Source organism: Peribacillus sp. NPDC055009 (genome assembly GCF_053608705.1).
The window spans coordinates 130,461-149,193 of the sequence record NZ_JBSGVZ010000003.1 but is presented as its reverse complement, the minus strand read 5'-3'; the positions used below and the strand labels follow the sequence as shown (position 1 = coordinate 149,193).

Annotated in this window: 21 protein-coding genes; 13 read left to right on the top strand and 8 right to left on the bottom strand. The window is 40.2% G+C overall.

Annotated elements, in window-relative coordinates; genetic code table 11:
- Positions 1 to 71: 71 nt before the first annotated feature.
- Positions 72 to 950, bottom strand: a complete 879-nt coding sequence (locus ACWF5P_RS06925; protein ID WP_202190619.1) for a dimethylarginine dimethylaminohydrolase family protein — start codon at positions 948 to 950, stop codon at positions 72 to 74.
- 392 nt (positions 951 to 1,342) lie between these two features.
- Between ACWF5P_RS06925 and ACWF5P_RS06920 the strand changes: the two genes are divergently transcribed.
- On the top strand, positions 1,343 to 2,959 hold the full coding sequence (locus ACWF5P_RS06920) for a long-chain fatty acid--CoA ligase (RefSeq protein WP_434168830.1): 1,617 nt from the start codon (positions 1,343 to 1,345) through the stop codon (positions 2,957 to 2,959).
- A 92-nt stretch (positions 2,960 to 3,051) separates the two neighbouring features.
- On the top strand, positions 3,052 to 3,849 hold the full coding sequence (locus ACWF5P_RS06915) for an enoyl-CoA hydratase (RefSeq protein ID WP_101224194.1): 798 nt from the start codon (positions 3,052 to 3,054) through the stop codon (positions 3,847 to 3,849).
- 97 nt (positions 3,850 to 3,946) lie between these two features.
- On the opposite strand, the gene ACWF5P_RS06910 is transcribed toward ACWF5P_RS06915, so the two are convergent.
- Positions 3,947 to 4,135 (bottom strand): YhzD family protein, encoded by a 189-nt coding sequence (locus ACWF5P_RS06910; RefSeq protein WP_034314725.1) that lies wholly within the window; start codon positions 4,133 to 4,135, stop codon positions 3,947 to 3,949.
- A gap of 295 nt (positions 4,136 to 4,430) precedes the next feature.
- Here ACWF5P_RS06910 and cysK point away from each other — a divergent pair, with 295 nt between their 5' ends.
- The 8 genes from cysK (at position 4,431) to ACWF5P_RS06870 (ending at position 13,408) form a co-directional block, all read left to right on the top strand.
- A complete protein-coding gene (gene cysK / locus ACWF5P_RS06905) occupies positions 4,431 to 5,354 on the top strand; it encodes a cysteine synthase A (protein ID WP_101224192.1) in 924 nt (307 codons plus the stop codon).
- 180 nt (positions 5,355 to 5,534) lie between these two features.
- The gene (locus tag ACWF5P_RS06900; RefSeq protein ID WP_434169622.1) at positions 5,535 to 6,737 is read left to right on the top strand and encodes a metallophosphoesterase; all 1,203 of its coding nucleotides are present in this window, start codon (positions 5,535 to 5,537) and stop codon (positions 6,735 to 6,737) included.
- A gap of 21 nt (positions 6,738 to 6,758) precedes the next feature.
- Positions 6,759 to 9,779, top strand: a complete 3,021-nt coding sequence (locus ACWF5P_RS06895; protein ID WP_434168832.1) for an AAA family ATPase — start codon at positions 6,759 to 6,761, stop codon at positions 9,777 to 9,779.
- Positions 9,780 to 9,820: 41 nt separating this feature from the next.
- Positions 9,821 to 10,228, top strand: a complete 408-nt coding sequence (locus ACWF5P_RS06890; RefSeq protein ID WP_434168833.1) for a hypothetical protein — start codon at positions 9,821 to 9,823, stop codon at positions 10,226 to 10,228.
- A 275-nt stretch (positions 10,229 to 10,503) separates the two neighbouring features.
- On the top strand, positions 10,504 to 11,328 hold the full coding sequence (locus ACWF5P_RS06885) for an ABC transporter ATP-binding protein (protein WP_101224188.1): 825 nt from the start codon (positions 10,504 to 10,506) through the stop codon (positions 11,326 to 11,328).
- The gene (locus ACWF5P_RS06880; RefSeq protein ID WP_434168834.1) at positions 11,321 to 12,019 is read left to right on the top strand and encodes a (2Fe-2S)-binding protein; all 699 of its coding nucleotides are present in this window, start codon (positions 11,321 to 11,323) and stop codon (positions 12,017 to 12,019) included. Before ACWF5P_RS06885 ends, ACWF5P_RS06880 begins: the two co-directional genes overlap by 8 nt.
- 168 nt (positions 12,020 to 12,187) lie before the next feature.
- Entirely contained in the window at positions 12,188 to 13,126 is a 939-nt protein-coding gene (yhaM, locus tag ACWF5P_RS06875; protein WP_101224185.1) for a 3'-5' exoribonuclease YhaM, read from the top strand.
- A 99-nt stretch (positions 13,127 to 13,225) separates the two neighbouring features.
- A complete protein-coding gene (locus ACWF5P_RS06870) occupies positions 13,226 to 13,408 on the top strand; it encodes a sporulation YhaL family protein (RefSeq protein WP_053344914.1) in 183 nt (60 codons plus the stop codon).
- A gap of 55 nt (positions 13,409 to 13,463) precedes the next feature.
- On the opposite strand, the gene ACWF5P_RS06865 is transcribed toward ACWF5P_RS06870, so the two are convergent.
- The gene (locus ACWF5P_RS06865) at positions 13,464 to 14,330 is read right to left on the bottom strand and encodes a peptidylprolyl isomerase (RefSeq protein ID WP_434168835.1); all 867 of its coding nucleotides are present in this window, start codon (positions 14,328 to 14,330) and stop codon (positions 13,464 to 13,466) included.
- Positions 14,331 to 14,530: 200 nt separating this feature from the next.
- Between ACWF5P_RS06865 and ACWF5P_RS06860 the strand changes: the two genes are divergently transcribed.
- Positions 14,531 to 14,614 carry a YjcZ family sporulation protein gene (locus tag ACWF5P_RS06860; protein ID WP_083450669.1) on the top strand — a complete coding sequence of 28 codons (84 nt, stop codon included), beginning with the start codon at positions 14,531 to 14,533 and terminating at the stop codon, positions 14,612 to 14,614.
- 185 nt (positions 14,615 to 14,799) lie between these two features.
- Positions 14,800 to 14,883: a YjcZ family sporulation protein gene (locus ACWF5P_RS06855; protein ID WP_061462016.1), complete on the top strand. Its 84-nt coding sequence runs from the start codon at positions 14,800 to 14,802 to the stop codon at positions 14,881 to 14,883.
- 111 nt (positions 14,884 to 14,994) lie between these two features.
- Here the strand turns inward: ACWF5P_RS06855 and ACWF5P_RS06850 are convergent, their stop codons facing one another.
- Together ACWF5P_RS06850 and ACWF5P_RS06845 are read right to left on the bottom strand one after the other, a co-directional pair.
- On the bottom strand, positions 14,995 to 15,177 hold the full coding sequence (locus ACWF5P_RS06850; protein ID WP_034314696.1) for a hypothetical protein: 183 nt from the start codon (positions 15,175 to 15,177) through the stop codon (positions 14,995 to 14,997).
- Positions 15,178 to 15,285: 108 nt separating this feature from the next.
- Positions 15,286 to 15,672: a DUF3267 domain-containing protein gene (locus ACWF5P_RS06845; protein ID WP_353616234.1), complete on the bottom strand. Its 387-nt coding sequence runs from the start codon at positions 15,670 to 15,672 to the stop codon at positions 15,286 to 15,288.
- Between the two features lie 395 nt (positions 15,673 to 16,067).
- On the opposite strand from ACWF5P_RS06845, the gene ACWF5P_RS06840 reads away from it, so the two are divergent.
- The gene (locus ACWF5P_RS06840) at positions 16,068 to 16,394 is read left to right on the top strand and encodes a DUF1878 family protein (protein ID WP_101224182.1); all 327 of its coding nucleotides are present in this window, start codon (positions 16,068 to 16,070) and stop codon (positions 16,392 to 16,394) included.
- Between the two features lie 2 nt (positions 16,395 to 16,396).
- Here ACWF5P_RS06840 and ACWF5P_RS06835 read toward each other — a convergent pair whose 3' ends face one another.
- The 3 genes from ACWF5P_RS06835 to ACWF5P_RS06825 all read right to left on the bottom strand — a co-directional run bounded on the left by ACWF5P_RS06835 (position 16,397) and on the right by ACWF5P_RS06825 (position 18,633).
- Positions 16,397 to 16,975, bottom strand: coding sequence for an HTH-type transcriptional regulator Hpr (locus ACWF5P_RS06835; protein ID WP_034314691.1), 579 nt, complete (start codon positions 16,973 to 16,975; stop codon positions 16,397 to 16,399).
- 190 nt (positions 16,976 to 17,165) lie between these two features.
- Complete coding sequence (locus ACWF5P_RS06830; RefSeq protein ID WP_101224181.1) at positions 17,166 to 17,528, bottom strand: YtxH domain-containing protein; 363 nt, start codon at positions 17,526 to 17,528, stop codon at positions 17,166 to 17,168.
- Positions 17,529 to 18,114: 586 nt separating this feature from the next.
- Positions 18,115 to 18,633: a tryptophan transporter gene (locus tag ACWF5P_RS06825; protein ID WP_076367276.1), complete on the bottom strand. Its 519-nt coding sequence runs from the start codon at positions 18,631 to 18,633 to the stop codon at positions 18,115 to 18,117.
- Positions 18,634 to 18,733: the final 100 nt, after the last annotated feature.

Here is an 18,733-nt window from a genome sequence, read left to right as displayed (position 1 = left end):
TTGATAACACCATGTTTATAAAAAGAGAAAGAACCCGGACTTTCATACAAGTCCGGGTTCTTTCATTTTGCTCAGGCTGAATCAGTCTTCTTATTCGTTGTCCTTAATAGTGGCATTGTGCAGCAACGGAAGGAGCCGCCGGACTTGATGATTTCGCTTATATCGACTTCGATGACTTCGTATCCGCGTTTACGAAGCTCACTATTTACCTGTTTATTACATGGAAGACTGAATAATTTTTTATTCCCAATCGAAAGCACATTGGTTCCTAATGTGAATTGTTCTTCTTTAGTCACTTCGATCATGTCATAACGTGAAGATAATAAATCCATTTCTTTTTTTGTAAAGGACTCTGGAAAAATAAGCGCCTCTGTCGGTGATATGATATTGAAAACACAATCTAAATGTAGGAATGTTTCAATGAAAGGAACCGCGATGACATCGTATTCCGGTAATAAGGTTTGAAGATGCTTGACGGAAGTTTCATCCGTTCTTTCACTAATTCCAATATAGATGGTCTTTCCGTCAATAAGGACGTCCCCGCCCTCAATATGATTTTTGAGTAGGTTGAAATATGAGATGCCATTCGTTTCGAGCCAGGATTTCAATATTTGTTCTTCACCCTGCCTGATACCTGTTGCCAACTCAGCCACATAAACGGTATTGCCAAGAGTGAAACCGATATCCCTAGTGAAAACTTGTTCTGGATATGTAAATTGAGGCGTAAGTTTTATGACTTCAATTCCTTCGTGTTCAAGTGCCTTTGTAAATTGGGTGTGCTGCTTCAAGGCTAGTGCTTGATCGATATTTTCCTCTTGAAACTCTTTTTGTGTTTCGTTAATGATTTCCCGGATTTCCATATAACGAGGTTCACAGACAATCACCCGTGATAGCTTTGAATATTCACTCGCGCAATAAGCTTCTAGTTCTTCGTTTATTTTGTTTACCATAAATGAGCTCCCTCTAAATATAATTGTATCTTTACTATTTCCTCTTTTTTCTAGAAAGAAACATAAAAATATATGTCAGGGAACTGCACCGATAAATTTGGAGGGTTTAAAAATAACTTTTCAGATTACGCTCCTAAGAAATGATTCCGTTATATACCGGTTTGATCCTTTCAAATCGAAGAAAGCGAGATTGCCTGCAGTTTTTTATTTAAAAAACATTCCAGTCGTTTCAGAAATCCGTTCCCTTTCCGAAATCGTCAAACTGATTTTAAAATTTTATCTAGATAAACCCAAATTCAAAATAATCGTAAAAGGCACCTAGGGATAAAGGATTATTTTTTTTCTGGTCGAATATATAATGAGGATGCTTTTAATATAAGGGGGAGATTGTAATGATGGATACTCCATTGATCATGACTCAAATCATTGAGAGAGCTGAAAAATATTTTCCGAAGAAAGAGGTAGTTTCGCGTACGGATGGTGGAATTCACACATTTACATATGCAGAGATTGCTGAGCGTACAAGAAGGCTGGCCAGTAATCTTGAAAAATTCGGCATTCAAACCGGTGACCGTATTGGAACGCTTGCCTGGAACCATCATCGGCATTTAGAAGCATATTTTGCGATTCCTTGTCATGGTGCTGTCCTTCATACAATCAATATGCGTCTGTCTCCTCAACATGTTTCTTATATCGTCAATAGTGCGGAGGATCGATTATTACTGATAGACCCAGATGTCATTCCCCTCTTGGAAGCAATTAAAGATGAGTTAACGACAGTGGAAGGGTACATCATTATGACGGATAAAGAGGAGCTGCCTGAAACGACCCTTTCACCCATTTATCATTATGAAAAATTATTAGCCGAGGGGAATCCGAAACAGCCATTCATTCAAACCTTGGATGAAAATGCGCCTGCCGGCATATGTTATACTTCCGCCACGACTGGAAATCCGAAAGGTGTGGTTTATTCACATCGCGGAATTTTGCTGCATGCGATTGCACTGGGGCTTGCCGATTCCACAGCATTAAGCGAACGTGATGTAGCCCTTCCTGTCGTGCCGATGTTTCATGTAAATGCTTGGGGCATGCCTTTTGCCAGTGTTTGGTTTGGAACGAAGATGGTTTTGCCGGGACCCTATTTCACCCCAAAGATTTTGGCTGAGCTTATAGAAAAGGAGAAGGTTACAATCGCAGCAGGGGTTCCGACGATATGGCTGGGCTTATTGAAGGAGCTGGAAGAAGGCACCCATGATACGAGCAGCATTCGCACTGTTCTATGCGGAGGATCGGCTGCTCCAAAAAGCATGATTAAAACCTTTGAACAAAAGTATGGGATACCATTCCTGCATGCCTATGGAATGACTGAAACGAGCCCGCTTGTTTTTGTTTCGAAACCAAAAAGCTATCAGGAGGACCTCCCTGAAGAAGAACTTTATGAGTTGAAGGCCAAGCAGGGCCTTGTTTCGCCAATGATAGAAATTAAAGTGGTCGGTCAGGACGGCGAAGTGAAACCAGATGGAAAAGAAATGGGCGAATTGCTGATCAGGGGTCCTTGGATAGCGAATGAGTATTTTAAGGATGAGCGGTCAGAGGATACGTTTAAAGATGGCTGGCTGTATACGGGGGATGTTGTCACGATTGATGAAGAAGGATTCGTCAAAATCGTTGACCGGACGAAAGATTTGATAAAAAGCGGCGGTGAGTGGATTTCTTCCGTAGATATAGAGAATGCATTAATGGCCCATGAAGGAATCTTTGAGGCGGCGGTAATTGCAGTGCCTCACGAAAAATGGCAGGAACGGCCGATCGCTTGTGTTGTCTTGAAGGGCGCATATAAGGGGCAAGTGTCCCAGGAAGACATCATCGAATTTTTAATGCCGCAGTTTGCAAAATGGTGGCTGCCGGATGAAGTGGTCTTTTTGGATGAAATTCCGAAAACGGGTGTTGGGAAGTTCTTGAAAAGGGCATTGCGTGATCAGCTTCAGGATAAATATATCAATAAATAATGCTGGATCTGTATAATTGTAACTTTTCCCCCTATTCTGATAATGGTGAGGAATATATAATAGAGTCATAGAACGAAAGAGGAGGAAATAAATTGAGTATTGAATCGACATCACCTGCAGGCACTGTTTTAGTCACATATTCGGACAGGACGGCCACTGTTGCAATGAACCGTCCAGAGGCCATGAATGCTTTAAATCCGAAAATGCTGCATGACTTTATTCATGCCCTGAAGGAAGTAAGTGAGAATGATGATGTGGATGTCGTCATTTTAAAAGGGAATGGGAAAGCATTTTCCGCAGGTGGTGACATTAAGATGATGCTCTCGCCTGGAAAAGAAAACGCTTTCGATGAACTGATGGATGGAATCAGTGAATTGGTGACCACTCTATACTTCATGCCTAAATTGACCATCAGTGCCATTCATGGTGCAGCTGCGGGGCTTGGGTTAAGTATAGCTCTTGCAACCGATCATCTTATTGCCGATTCGGAAAGTAAGGTTGCGATGAATTTTATCGGGATTGGATTAATCCCCGATGGAGGCGGACACTTCTTCCTTGAACGCCGTCTTGGAGAAGTGGGTGCAAAAGAACTAATCTGGGAAGGTAAAGTGCTTACTGCGCTTGAAGCAAAAGAAAAGGGCCTCATTCATGAAGTGGCTGACGGAACCTTGGAACATGCGGTAGAGAAGAAAGTGCAATCATGGCTGCAAAGCCCGGTTCAGGCCATGATTAAAACGAAAAAAATCCTTAGTGAAAAAAATCGCCCGCTATTGATTAAGATCCTTGAGATTGAAAAAGCTGCCCAGATGAAAATGCGCCAAACAGCGGACCATCAAGAGGGAATAAAAGCATTCGTGGAAAAAAGGAAACCGAACTTCATCGGAAAATGAATGAAAAAGGCCGTCACGTTATTGTGACGGCCCTTTTTATATAAGGTATGTGTCTGAAACTTGATCATGTTTTTAGTGATTGCGCTTCCATTTTCGATCAGCGATGAAAAAGCAATAAAGCGCCTGACGGTGATGTACAGCGATGTGTTCGATCTTGATAGTTTTTTTCCTTCAATAAATTTTGTCCCAATTCTTTAGCTTGCTCATCATTCTCGGCTGTAAATGATTCATCCAATAGTTTTTCCCCTGACGGTTCAAAAACGGTTAATTTGTAGATTCTGCTCATTTCAAAAACTCCCTTATCAAAAATGTTATTGTCTTAGTAACTGTTATCAAAATTTTATCATTATCTGTCAATTTTGACTATTGTTATGTGAGGGAAATGTATTAAGACAGGGAATATTGATATGTAGCTGAATATCTTGAAACACGATGGAAAATAACTATACCGAACTAACTTCAAAACAAAACCTATTTATACTAGAGGAATTCTCTCTTTAAAATGAAAAATCATAAATGATATAATGAATCTGAGTAAAAGTGCATCTAGGAAGTGTATGGATCGAAGGGGGATTTTTTGAATGACGGTAAAAATCGTTAATAATATCACTGAATTGATAGGAGATACACCTGTTGTAAGGATTAATCATTTAACGGCGGAGGGTGATGCTGAAGTATTTGTGAAACTTGAATATTTCAATCCGAGCCGCAGTGTAAAGGATCGGGCTGCCTTCAACTTAATTAGGCAGGCTGAACTGGACGGCATCATTCAATCCGGGGCCACGATCATAGAACCAACATCAGGTAATACAGGTATTGGGCTTGCTATGAATGCCGCGGCAAAGGGGTATCGGGCGATTATGGTCATGCCGGATAATATGTCGAAAGAAAGAATCAATATCTTAAAGGCATACGGAGCGGAAGTTGTCCTCACCCCTGCATCAGAGCGGATGCCGGGAGCCATCCGTAAAGCTGAGGAACTAGCCGCAGAAATTCCTAATAGCTTTATTCCGCAGCAATTCGAAAACCAAGCCAATCCTGATATTCACAGAGTGACGACAGCAGTCGAGATTCTGGATCAGATGGATGGTAAACTGGATGTGTTTGTCGCTACTGCTGGAACGGGAGGAACGATAACCGGTACAGGTGAAGCCTTAAAAGAACATCTGCCGGATTTAAGGGTTGTAGTTGTCGAACCTAAGGGTTCCCCAGTTCTTTCGGGCGGAAAGCCTGGTCCTCATAAGTTAGTGGGTACGAGCCCTGGATTTATTCCCAGCATCTTAAATACAGAGGTATTTGATGAAATCGTTCAAGCAGCTGATGAAGATGCGATATCCACCATGAAGGATCTGGCTTCGAAGGAAGGTATATTGATTGGACCTTCAGGAGGTGCCTCTGTCTGGACTGCCCTGCAGGAAGCCCGTCGTCTTGGAAGTGGAAAACGAGTATTATGCATTGCACCGGATAATGGTGAACGCTATTTAAGTATGGATATTTTTGAATGATGAAAAAGACCGAATGCCGTGCATGAAACAATGTTCACGCCATTCGGTCTTTTTCCTGTTGAATTTGCCCATACTGCATGATGACATATTAAAATAATAATGTATGGGAAAGTATGTTCTGTTCATGTTAAAATTAAATGTGAAACGTTGATAGAAATCGAGGTGACACTATTGAGCGGTGTGAGGTTCATTCATGCGGCGGATCTCCATCTGGATAGTCCCTTTTCAGGGTTGAAGGATATGCCGTCATCTATATTAAAGGAATTAAGGGAAGCTCCTTTTAAAGCTTTTCAAACCATCATTAATGAAGCAATTTCCCTTCAGGTTGACTTTATCGTGTTATCGGGGGATTTATTTGATGGGGAGAATCGGAGTCTCCGGACACAGGTCCGCTTTCGGACTGAAATGGAAAAACTCCAGCAGCATCAGATCCCTGCCTATATCATTCATGGTAACCATGATCATCTCAGCGGCTCATGGATTACTGTGGAGCTGCCGGATAATGTCTACATATTTTCAGGGCAAACCGAAGTGAAACGGTTTGAAAAAATCGATGGGACGACTGTCCACCTTTATGGGTTCAGTTATCCGCGCCGTCACGTAAGGGAAAGAATGATCGAAACCTACATAAAAGCTGAAGGGGCCGATTATCATATAGGGCTGCTTCATGGGAATTTGGAAGGCAATTCCGAACATAGCCCATACGCCCCTTTTTCATTGAAGGAACTAGCTGCCAAAGATTTCGATTACTGGGCATTAGGCCATATTCATAAGCATCAGGTAGTTTCAGAAGATCCGCTAGTGATATACCCAGGAAATATTCAAGGCAGGAACAGAAAGGAGTCTGGCGTTAAAGGGTGCCTGCTCGTCGAATTCGACGGGGACATGAAGCGTCATTCCTTTATTGAAACTTCTGAAGTGATATGGGAAAGCGAAACAATTGAAATAACCGCGGATGGTGGATTTGATGCCCTGTTCAAGCAATGCAGGGAAGTAATTGAACGGAAGGGCTTCGATGGGAGAAGCTTTCTTTTGGAATTGAAGCTGGATGCAGGTGACGCAGCAGGGGCTTCCGGGGAATATCTTGAAGAATTGACCCGGATCTTGCAGGAAGAGGAGCAGGGAGAATCGTTTGTCTGGGTGTATAAAATCAAAATCATCCAATCGATGCCGATGATTAAGTCAAATGAAACATTATTGCCATTTATGGCTGAAGTATCAATGCTTGCATCTGAATTTGATGATACGGATGCTGCTCTGGCCCCGCTTTATATTCATCCGGGTGCAAGAAGGTTTCTTGATACAATAGAGCCAAAGGAGCAGAGGGAACTTGTGGATGAAGCGGAAAGATGGCTATTGCAAGTTTTTGATGCGAATAAATGAGTGTAGGGAGGAGGAACGGATTTGATTATTAAAGACCTCCATGTTTATGGTTACGGCAAACTGGAAAATCAGCGTTTTCCTGAATTGGGACAGATGCAGATTTTCTTTGGGGAAAATGAATCGGGCAAGTCAACCATCATGTCCTTCATTCATAGTATGCTGTTTGGTTTTCCGACAAAGGTTCAAAACGAACCGCGTTACGAGCCCAAAATGCATGCCAAATATGGGGGAAGGCTCAGTCTCATAACAAAAAAAGATGGGGAAATCGTTATTGAACGTGTGAAGGGAAAAGCTACTGGCGATGTAAAATTGACCTTCGAGGATGGAAGGGTCGGCGGCGAGGAAGAATTGAATGAGATTCTCCATGGAGTTGATAAAAACTATTACCAAGCCATTTTTTCTTTCGACCTTCAAGGGCTGCAGGGATTACATACACTAAGTGAAGGGACCATGAGTAAATATCTGCTTTCAGCTGGGCTGATCGGGAATGATAAACTTCTTGAAGCCGAAACGAAATTGCAAAAAGAGCTCGATTCGAGGTTCAAGCCATCAGGCCAAAAACCTTTACTGAATGTGAGATTGAAAGAACTTAAGGAATTGCAGAAAAAGGTGAAAGCATCAGAAGAAGAACAGCAGTCGTATACGGCATTACTTCAGGAGGAAGCAAAACTTAAGGAGGAGCTCTACAAAGTCACGGAAGATATTCAAGAGATAGAAGAAAACCTTGTTAACGTGAGTACTTTTTTGCGAATTAAACCATTGGTTGAAGAACAGGGGGAACTTGAGGCCGAAATAAGTAAAATTCCGGATGTGAGTTTTCCTGTTGATGGCTTAAAAAGACTTGAACAGCTACAGGCAGTTGGAATGCCCATGAAAGCCCAACTTGCGGCATTGACTGAGAAAAAGGACAAACTTGAGGGCAAACTCACGGAAATCGAAATCAATCCGTTCATCAAGGAGCATAAAGAGCAAATTGAACATGCAATCGATCAAGGAACATTGCTGGAAAAGCTCGAGCTGGATATGAGAAAAGCGGAACACGAAAGGCTGTTGGAAGAAAAGAATATCGAAAAGGTGAAGCAGGAATTATTCTTGGATGTTTCTGATGATGAAATAAGAAAACTGGATATCAGTACATTCATGAAGGAAAAGGTGAAAAGGGCTGAGAGGGAAAAGCATCAACTCCAAAATGATAAAAAGCAGCTTGATGAGAAATATGAACTGCAAAAGGGAAGTTTGGAAACGACAGAAGCCCGCTTGAAAGAGATAAAGGCCCAGTTAATGCCAGATGAAAAAAGAATCGAGCTGGAGTCCATATACAACAAGCAGAATAACATCGAATTTGAAGCAGCACAATCGCTTATACTTGATGAACAAATACTTGAACTTGAAAAGCAATTGGCATTACAGAGGAAGAAGGAAGCGGATAATCGCAAACGTTCACATATCATGAATGGCAGTTTAATAGCACTTCTTTGTTTAGGTGCTATTGGAAGTTATTTCAGTGAACAGATTTTGTTGGGGATGATACTACTAGCCGTAGCTGTTCTGTTTGCGGTTTCCAGGTATCTTTTTAAAGTTGATGATGTATTGTCCGGATATATCAGGCAATTGGATGAGATGAAAAGGAAAAGGGCAGCAATTGGGAGTGAGACCAATAGGGGGAGTGAAGGAGAGTCGATGGGTCGGCTGCTTGAACTGGACCAACGTCTCCAAAGGCGTTTTGAAAGTGAAAGTTTCAAATATGAAGAAAGGGAGGAAGCGTTTGAATCGACCATTCAGGAGTATGCCGATTGGGAAGCTAGAAGGGACCGGTTGGATAAAGAATTGAGGAGCATCTTAAGCGGTTGGGGTCTGTCTTATTCCGGAATGGAAATCAATCTTGAATCTGTATTTGAACTTCTTGAGAAATGGAAGGAAGCTGTTGATAGGAAATATGAATCAATCAAGAGGCATAATTTTCTGCAGGCAGAATTTGAGGGTAAATCAAAGGCTTTATTTCATTTTGCACACAGCCTTGATTTTGAACCATCCACATGGCGGGAAGCGATTGGCCTATTGAAGCGGGAATTGAATAAAGCGGTTGAATTCTCGGTTCAACTAACGCAATGGATGCAGGAACGAAGTCGTTTGACGAACGAAATCGAGCAGCTGACGATGGAAAATGGCTATCTTGATGCAGAAATGGAAATGCTTTTTAAGTTAGCGAAGGCCAAGGACGAGGAAGAATTCAGGCATGACGCTGCATTATCCGAAAAGAAAATCACTTTACAAAAACAGCTTGATTTGATTACCATTCAAATTGGGCAATCCAGAATGCTGCCTGATCAAATCCGAACTTACTTAAAACAGGAGATCAATACTTATACATTTGAAAATTTGGAACGGAAGCGGAAGGATTCTGTAAAGGTGAAATCCCACTTATTAGAGAAGCAGGCGGATGCGAGGCATAAGATAAAACAGCTTGAAGTTTCAGGGATTTATGATGATTTACTTCATCGTTTTCATGAAGAAAAAGCTGCTTTTAACGAAGAGGCGAAGGAATGGGCGAAATTGGCAATAGCCAAAAGCTTATTGAATAAAACATTGGACCGATATAAAAGGGAACGCCTACCTAAGGTCATCGCTGATGCCGAGCGGCACTTTTCCTTTTTAACGAATGGGAGCTATCGTAAGATCATACTTGATCAGTCGGGTGAAGGAATTTGGGTACAGCGCAATGATGGTTTGAGTTTCAGGGTTGAAGAGGTCAGTCGCGGGACAGCAGAGCAAATTTATGTTTCCCTAAGGCTTGCACTTGCTGACCATACTTTTGAAAATGATTCATTCCCTCTCATCATTGATGATAGTTTCGTCAATTTTGATGCGGAAAGGACAAAACGGATGCTCGAGTTATTGAAAAAAATTTCGGAAAAGCGGCAAATTTTATTTTTTACTTGTCACCGATATATAATGGAGCACTTTAGCGAAAATCAAGTGATTCGTCTATCCAGCCCCGTATTGCGCCAGGATATGAATGATTTGATCATCCCTGAAATATAATGGGTTTTAAACTATAGATAAAGAGAGTGAAGTCATTGAATATGAATGAGTTTGTAAGCCGCCATGATTCTTCTTTGAAGTTAATCATCGAAAAGGAGTTTCCTGGTAAACGGTGTGTTGGGGGAAAATATTCCGCCAAAGGACATAGCATCACTTTATATGAGAGAGATATCGAAATTCAGTGTGAGCGCTCCCTAGGCTCGCTTGCAAGGCTTGAGGAATATACATGGGTGATCCTTACACATGAGATGGGCCACGCATCAGACCCTGATCTCGCTGTGCTTAGTGAGGAGCTACACAGTACAGGAAAATCAGAAATCCTTTATCAAATAGAGGTCAATGCATGGAATATTGCAGAAGGATTAATTCCTTTTATCGATCAGGATTTATTTACCTTCATTAGGGATGAATCCTTGGCACATTGTACAAATCGCCTGCTGGTAGGTTAAAAAGCTCTCCATATGGAGGGCTTTTTTTTCCCTAAATGGAGAAGAGGCTAGTCCAGCGGAGAAGCACGCACTGATGAATCGGGAAGCTACATGCATGGTATGGGAAATGGCATTAATGTTTCCAAAGGAAGCTTCATATCTTTAAAAGAGCATTCACTTTAATGAATCAAACAGGAATGGGACATGGAGTTTTTGGTTTATATTCTTTTTTAAGATTGACAGTGAGAATCATTTTCATTAAACTGGTATTATTAGACTAAAAGGGGAGTATTTTAATGCGACCAGCTATTAACACACAGTCTTTATCGCTCGGTTATGGTGATAAATTAATTATAAATGATATGAATATAGAAATACCCAAAGGGGAAATCACCGTATTCATCGGTGCTAATGGATGTGGAAAATCAACACTTCTAAGGTCTGTTGCCCGATTGTTAAAACCTCAATCCGGCTCAGTTTTGCTCGAAGGCAAAGCGATTTCGACCATGTCATCGAAGGATGTAGCAAGAAAGATGGCGATTCTTCCACAATCCCCGGTTGCCCCTGAAGGGCTTACAGTATATCAGCTTGTTAAACAAGGAAGATATCCTTATCAAAGTTGGTTGAAACAGTGGAGTTCCGTGGATGAAGAAAAAGTTCAAAAGGCGATCGAAGCAACGAACCTGACCGATTTAAAGGATCAGGCAGTCGATGAATTATCGGGAGGCCAGAAGCAACGGGCATGGATAGCCATGACGCTGGCTCAGGATACGGACATCATATTATTGGATGAGCCGACTACATATCTTGATATGACCCATCAAATCGAGATTTTGGACTTATTGTTCGACTTGAATGAGTTTGAGAACAGAACGATCGTGATGGTGCTTCATGATTTGAATTTAGCTTGCCGTTATGCGGATAATTTGGTGGCACTTAAAGATGGGGCGATACATGCTCAAGGCCGGCCAGAGGATATCATCACCCCTGAATTGGTACAGCATGTATTTAGCATGGACTGCCAAATATCCTTTGATCCAATTTTCGGCAGTCCCATGTGCGTCCCGTTTGGTAAAGGCCGCTACGCCCAAAGTCAGGTAAAAGCGCTGGCCAATGCATAACCTCACACCATCCATGGAAAAAGAGCTGCAAGGATATCGCATATCCTTCCGAGATGAGGCCAAAGTTTCCAAGACCTTCAATCATGCTGATGAACTTATTCAGTATGCACAAGCCCGGACTGGGGCGGAAACGTCAGGGGTAGCCATTTCAATGTGGTTCAGACGCTATGCTTTTTTTGTCACGGCACAATTTTACATGTTAAGCAAACATCGGCTTATCTGGGAAGGCAGACTTCTGGATATTGGTGTTTTGGATGATCAGGAAGATGAACATTGGCTCCCGAACTTTTTACTGAAAACTAACAGTTGGAGCAATGTCTCGGAAAAGGAAAGCCCTTCTGCCCTCCATTCCATATTGAGCAGCTTTGGTGCTGATGCCATTCGCTTCTTTTCCGGAACTGCTAAAATATCAAAACTAGTACTCTGGGAAAATATTTGGAGCTATACGGTATGGATGTATAGTGAGTTATTGAAGCAGACTGATATAAAGACGCGAGTTGAAAAGGACATTGAAAAACTGCTTGAAGATGAAGTATGGCTGAATATTGAACCGCGTTCCCCCTTTAAACGATTCATTGGGGAAAAAAGTGTTCCGGAGTCCATGAATCCTTATAAACGGGTGACATGCTGTTTATATTACCGAATTGACGGCCAGGACAAGTGCGCGTATTGTCCGAACAAAAACTGTTGAAATAGATTTGATTGGAGAGCCAGGCTTGGGGTCAAGCCTGGTTTTTTTGTGGAGTGATAAGAGAGAAGGTCAGCCTGTCCATTGTCCATCACTTATTATCGAAAACTAAACGCATTAACGAGATTGGTATGTTATAATGTTGATATTTAATTGAACGGAGGCAGTCGCATGGGAAATGGGATCATACACTACGGAATTGGTGAAGTAGTAGATATATATATGTACATTAAAACGAGCACAAAAGCGGTGGCAAGTAATGGAAAGCCGTTTTTAACATTGATTTTGTGCGATAAAACCGGGGAGATCGAGGCAAAGCTATGGGATGTTTCCGAGGTTGATGAGAAAACATACAGTGCGGAAGCTACGGTGAAAGTTCAAGGGGAAGTCCAGAATTATCGAGGACGCAGCCAATTGAAAATCCGTAACATTAGAATTACTTCAGATACTGATGGGGTCACGAAAGCCGATTTAATTCAAACGGCGCCTTTAAGTCAGGAAGAAATGATGGAAACCATCACTCAATTCATTTTTGAAATGAGGAATCCGAATATCCAAAGGGTGACTAGGCACCTCATTAAAAAATATCAGAATGAATTCCTGACGTTTCCTGCTGCTACCAAGAACCATCATGAGTATATGTCGGGACTGGCCTATCACGTTGTATCGATGCTAGGGCTGGCTAAGGCCATTTCAACCCTATATCCTTCGCTCAATAAGGATCTTTTGTATGCAGGAGTCATTCTGCATGACCTTGGAAAGGTACATGAGCTATCTGGACCTGTTTCGACTGTTTATACAGTGGAAGGGAACTTGTTGGGGCACATCACCATCATGGTGAATGAAGTCGGTAAAGCTGCAGAGGAATTGGGCATTGAAGCGGAAGAAATCATGATTCTTAAGCACCTGATACTAAGCCACCATGGTAAAGCTGAGTGGGGCAGTCCCAAGCCGCCAATGGTTAGGGAAGCGGAAGTGCTGCATTATATTGATAATATGGATGCCAAGATAAATATGATGGACCGGGCCTTGGAAAAAGTGAAACCGGGTGAATTTACGGAAAGAGTTTTCGCACTCGATAATCGTTCATTCTATAAACCAACATTTTAATGAAATATGCTTCTTTCTCGATGGAGAAAGAAGCATATTTTATTTGTTCGCGCATATTCTCTAGTAAATGAATAGTAGATTTTTTGGGAGGGAATGGACATGCCAATTTGGATCTGGTTCGTGTTTATTGGGATAATCGTCAGTGCAGTCATGTCAATTTGGACAGCTAGGCAGGAACGCCTCATAGATGATGCTTGGATTGAGAAGGAAGGTCAGAAGTACATTGAACGCATGGAAGAAGAACGAGAGAGGCGTAAAAAGGATATAAATCAGGGAGCATAGCTCGAACCATGAAAAAAAAGCGACAGGGAAAGTCCTGTCGCTTTTTACTATTCAATTATTTTTCAGCATTGGCTGCGCCACCGGAAGTGATTGCATCTTTTAGATCTTCGTCTTTAATCTTCACGTCCGCTTTTTTGACTTCTGAATTCAAAATGTCCTGAACTTTAGTTTGGTCAATTTGAGCGACTTTCAAATCATATTCAAGATCTTTTTTCATATCTTCGTATGATTCTTTTTCTTTTGTATCAAGAAGTTGGATGATGTGGTAGCCATAATCGGATTTAATCGGCTTGCTGATTTCATCTTTCTTCATTTTGTAAGCTTGCTCTTCAAATGCAGGAACCATTTCACCTTGTCCGAACCAGCCTAGCTCCCCGCCTTTTTCAGCTGTGCCTGTGTCTGTTGAATATTCTTTTGCAAGTTTAGCGAAGTCTTCGCCTTTGTCCAATTTAGCTTTAACTTCGTTGGCTGTTTTTTGGTCTTCCACTAGAATATGTCTCGCTTTGATTTGCGGTTTATAGTCTTCATAAGCTTTTTTCACATCAGCTTCTTTAACTTTTATATCGGCAACGGCTGCTTTTTCTTGAAGCATGCCGATTTTAAGTGCACGTTTAAGATCATCTTCGCTCTTATATCCGGAAGAGGCAAGGGCCGTTTCGAAGTTTTCACCCATTTGCTCTTTAAGTTCGTCCGTTTTAGCTTTAACTTCTTTATCCGTTACTGTATATTTTTCAGAAAGAACTTTTTCATAAACAAGTTCTTGAAGAACGGTTTCACCATAACGGTCTTTCATTACATTGTAAAATTCTTCTTTAGTTATATCCCCCGCTTTAGTTTCAACGACTGCTTCCTTGTCGCTGTTGCATGCTGTAAGTCCGATCAGCCCTGCAGTAACAGCAATCGATAATGCCCACTTCTTCATAAAAACAACTCCTAGTTATAAGTTTCTTGTTTGCTATTTTTTCGTATTTCCACAAAATTAACTATAACATATTCTGGTTACTTTACAAAAAATAATATATTGGTGCATGAATAAGAATTTTTTGAAAAATGGGTGTTCGCCTACCCAGATATTAATCCATTACATATGATAAATCGAGGACAACAAAAGGGGGTAGCATAATGGGTAATGGATTTAACGGGGGCTTCGCTTTGTTAGTGGTGTTATTCATTTTATTAATAATTGTAGGAGCAGCCTTTTGCTAATCGGCTGCAAAATTAATAATGGAAAGAGCCCACTCCTTTTGCCATGGAGTTGAATAGGATAGGGTAGCCGCTCAACAAAAAAGATTGAAGTGATTCTCAAGCTAGGAAAGGAATGAATTCCTTTTGGCGGATATAAGAGTGTGCATGAAGATACTATTACTTAAGAATGGAAAGGAGGAAGATCAATGTCTGGAGGAATAGGTGGAGGCTTTGCTCTAATTGTCGTTCTTTTCATCCTGTTAATCATCATTGGAGCTTCTTGGTTATAAGCCCATAAACAAAAGGCGAAGCTGTTGCTTCGCCCTTTTTCTTTATGTGGATAATGCTCCGGGTATCACCAATGTATGTAACAAATGATGGTCATCATTTGTTGCTCATCTCTACGTATACAAAATTTCAATATAGGAGGATAATAACATAATAGTAATTAATACATTAATGGTCCTGAATACTTTAGGCTGCCGGTCTTCAGCAATTTCCTTTTGAATGCATAAAGAGTTTGTCATTCTATTAATATTATAAAGGATCAAAATAGCAAAAATAATAAACCAGAACGAGATCAAAACCTAAAATCCCTCCTTGCAAAACATCATGTATAAATACGATACCAAATTATAATGAAAAAAGATACCTAAAAATCTTATCAGGTATCTTTATGGATAAATAAGAAATCACTTTTGAATAAGTATATCGTATCCTTCGAGATGTTCCTCGATAAAAGAATGCCTTGGGGAACCAACCAGATTTTTTATATAAATAAAATCCGATACGCATAATCCGGTGTGCAGAGATAATAAAATAGTGAAATAATGGATGTAATGCGGAAAGCTAAGGGCACAACCAATCAATATGACCGACATAATGAAGAAAGGCAACACAAGGGTCAAGAGATAAAGATGCTTTCGAATCGGATCATGCACATTGACTCTGCATGTAAGCACAACGTTCCACTTCAAGGACCAAGAAGTTTTTACTTTTTTACATAATAATCGTAACGGTAAATAGTGTAATAGTTTGTGAACAGGATATAATAAGAGCAATAGGCTAAAAAATACCATTGTTTGATCGCCATACAAAATAACATGGGTTGAAAAGACACTAAATAATGTATAGATCAGAACAAAAGACATCAATATAGTAAAAACTGAAAAAAAGAGCAGACGGCAATTCCCATATTGTTTTGCCACGTCAATTGTTTTCCACGAATTCATTTCGAAATCAGCCCTCCAAAGCTGTTGAATTTACTTACATACATTACGATGAATGGGTGGAAAAAGCAATGAAATTCTTGGATTAAATTTAAGATAAAATCACTTTAGTGTGTAAGCATGGCTAAGGGCAATTCATGCCAGGTTCTGAACCAGGGATAAGAAGGATTACTGAGTGTGAAAAATCAAAAATTGGTTATAAGCTTTTATGTTAAATTGAATGATCGATTGGGGATTAGTGATGTATGAAAAATATAAATGAAGAAATAGAAATACTCCGTTTTCATCAACGGCTTTTGTTGAACCTTATACGCAATCCGGAGGCCAAGTTGGACTATCTATTTGTGGAAAAAAATTTCACGAAGAAGGAAGCGGAAGAATTATTGGAAACTTGTGATATCTTGAGCAAACGCTATGAAATAGAAAAAGCGGAAGGGTATATGAACTTTCGACCGCTTTTTAATCAATTTGAAAGAAAGGTTAATCCAAAAATAACCACAAAGGAATGCATTGATGCATGCCTCGCACAGGGGTTATATGTATCATTCATGAAGGAAATGGATAGAGTATGAGATTAAACTGGCTCAGTTTCTTTCTCTATCTTTTTTTTTGTGATTTTACCCTCCACGTCAGTAAACTCCTGATCGATGTTATCGAAGGATCGTTCAAAGATTTGCATGAAGTCTTCACCGTATATATTTCGGATGATGGCCATCATTTCAATCATATCCGGAAACTTGCCATAAAGCTCACGCAGTGGGAGTGCACCCGAGAAAGCAGAGTTCTTACTTGGGTCATATGTCTCCATTAAGTCAAGTAGGATTTTTTCACCTTCCGCTGTGATCTCTATATAGGTATTCCTTTTGTCATTTTCTTTTTTTGAAAATGTTAAGTACCCGCGTTCCTCTAATTTTTTTGAAAAATTAAATGCCGTAGAAACATGCATGACCCCAAATTTTGCAACATCTGAAATGGAAGAGCCATTAAGATGGTAGGCAATCCAAAGGATATGGTGCTCATTGATATTTAAATCATAGGGCTTGATCCATTGCTGCCAATCTTTTTCAATTGATTTCCATAATGCTTTGCTTAATTGTGCAATTCGTTGACTAAAAATCATTGCTTCTTTCATAGAATAATTTTTATTCTGCATATTATGGGCTCACCTACTTATAAGATTCTATATATTTATTATGACAATAAAATAAAAATTAATAAAGATAAATATTTGCAAAATTTTTAGAAAATTTTAGTTTTTTTAATGAATTCTCCATTCTTCTCCAATAAACCATGTAATTTATTGGGAAAAATGGAGAATCAAGCTTGTGTGTCGATGCCAGCTATTAATTTTTAGAAGTAGGTGCTGCCGCTTCCAATTCTTTCAATGAATTTTCAATTTCCTGAACGTTCTTCAATAATTCATTCTTATTGGGCTCGATTTCCCGCTTCCAGCTCTCGATGACCACCTGAACATCCGAAATGAACGTTTTTACCGTTTCTTTGCTGATTTGTGAAGCTTCCATCGTGTCATCTTTAATATTTAGCATTTTTACCTTTAACTCATCAATTGTATTCTTAATTTCGTCGGTATTCGTTTTGATGCGGGTCCGTAGGTCTTTACCTGAACTCGGTGTTGAAAGTAAGGTTGCCGCACCAGCTACTACTGTTCCGGTCAAAAAGCCAATTAGTAATGATTTTGCTTTCATTAGGATCACCTCATTTTATAATATGTTTTCGCTTTCCATGGTCTGAATCCCTGCTGCATCAATTGGAAATTATGATAAATAGGGAGAGAAATACTATTGATATCAAAATACCATAATTTTCATCCTTATGGAAGAGAATCGACCATTTTATCTTTATATCACAAAAATATTTTTTTAAACTTAGAGAGTAAATATATAATATTTAAAAATAACTTGAAGCTTTATTAATAATGCTACATATAAAGGGAAGAGCAGCATATAGATAATAAAAACAAGCTGTCGGAACATGGATGGCACTGGTGGGTTAATAATGAAAATCATTTTTTTATTAGGCCTGATATGCCTGTGCGGAATGGGGTATTTTCTAAGGCAAGCAAAAACTCCTGGCATCTATCCGCCCAAGAGGGTGCTCCAGGCTAGAGCCTTCGCAATGGGTCTCCCTGGGGCTTTACTGCTTTTCATTTGGTTTATGTGGATATTGATTCATTGATCATTGGAGGATGATTGTGACTAGAATTCCAGATTCATAAGATTGGAAAAAAAGCACCGGACATTCCGGTGCTTTTTAAGGTATGATGATCCCGCTTTATGCATTAATGGGTATATTTGATTTTCTAACAATGCCGTTCACAATTGGATAAATGATGACCATCGCAACTGTATTTAACAGTACGGCAGGAAGTACAACAGCGCCGAAAAGTGCAACGAAAGGCCCTGGAAGGGAAACGATATAATAAGCCGAACCAAGGAAGACAGCGCCGGAAATCATTGTTCCTACGGCAGTCAAGATACTAACGGTGACAACGGATGTTGAAAACTTCTTAAGACTGATGAATAAAAGGTAAAACAGAAAGGCTGTTGCCAATTTGTCTATGATATTTGGAATCTGTCCTCCAGGAAATGTAGTTGTCATGGCAGAGATGGCTCCAGCAGCCAGGGCGACAATGAATACATTCTTCTTCGCGGGAAACAGGGTAATCGCCAAAAACATCATCAACAGCATCATATCCGGTTTCATTCCAAGGAAGAATCCAGGTACGATAAAATGCAGGGCAGCCCCAATCCCGATTAATAGGGACAGTGACACAAGGGTTTTCGTTTTCATTTACTCATCTCTCCTATTCTCATCTCAACTAACATTTTTTCTTCAACAATGCACTATTGCCTGTTGCAAGAAGTTTAAAATAGTATATCATAAGACCTAT

Coding starts and splice junctions, on each gene's coding strand:
- ACWF5P_RS06830 (WP_101224181.1), bottom strand. CDS start 17,528: ATGAAAGCAAAATCATTACTAATTGGCTTTTTGACCGGAACAGTAGTA.
- ACWF5P_RS06865 (WP_434168835.1), bottom strand. CDS start 14,330: ATGAAGAAGTGGGCATTATCGATTGCTGTTACTGCAGGGCTGATCGGA.
- ACWF5P_RS06835 (WP_034314691.1), bottom strand. CDS start 16,975: ATGCAGAATAAAAATTATTCTATGAAAGAAGCAATGATTTTTAGTCAA.
- ACWF5P_RS06880 (WP_434168834.1), top strand. CDS start 11,321: ATGCATAACCTCACACCATCCATGGAAAAAGAGCTGCAAGGATATCGC.
- ACWF5P_RS06885 (WP_101224188.1), top strand. CDS start 10,504: ATGCGACCAGCTATTAACACACAGTCTTTATCGCTCGGTTATGGTGAT.
- ACWF5P_RS06925 (WP_202190619.1), bottom strand. CDS start 950: ATGGTAAACAAAATAAACGAAGAACTAGAAGCTTATTGCGCGAGTGAA.
- ACWF5P_RS06845 (WP_353616234.1), bottom strand. CDS start 15,672: ATGGTATTTTTTAGCCTATTGCTCTTATTATATCCTGTTCACAAACTA.
- ACWF5P_RS06890 (WP_434168833.1), top strand. CDS start 9,821: ATGAATGAGTTTGTAAGCCGCCATGATTCTTCTTTGAAGTTAATCATC.
- ACWF5P_RS06920 (WP_434168830.1), top strand. CDS start 1,343: ATGATGGATACTCCATTGATCATGACTCAAATCATTGAGAGAGCTGAA.
- cysK (WP_101224192.1), top strand. CDS start 4,431: ATGACGGTAAAAATCGTTAATAATATCACTGAATTGATAGGAGATACA.
- ACWF5P_RS06840 (WP_101224182.1), top strand. CDS start 16,068: ATGAAAAATATAAATGAAGAAATAGAAATACTCCGTTTTCATCAACGG.
- ACWF5P_RS06910 (WP_034314725.1), bottom strand. CDS start 4,135: ATGAGCAGAATCTACAAATTAACCGTTTTTGAACCGTCAGGGGAAAAA.
- ACWF5P_RS06855 (WP_061462016.1), top strand. CDS start 14,800: ATGTCTGGAGGAATAGGTGGAGGCTTTGCTCTAATTGTCGTTCTTTTC.
- ACWF5P_RS06860 (WP_083450669.1), top strand. CDS start 14,531: ATGGGTAATGGATTTAACGGGGGCTTCGCTTTGTTAGTGGTGTTATTC.
- ACWF5P_RS06825 (WP_076367276.1), bottom strand. CDS start 18,633: ATGAAAACGAAAACCCTTGTGTCACTGTCCCTATTAATCGGGATTGGG.
- ACWF5P_RS06870 (WP_053344914.1), top strand. CDS start 13,226: ATGCCAATTTGGATCTGGTTCGTGTTTATTGGGATAATCGTCAGTGCA.
- yhaM (WP_101224185.1), top strand. CDS start 12,188: ATGGGAAATGGGATCATACACTACGGAATTGGTGAAGTAGTAGATATA.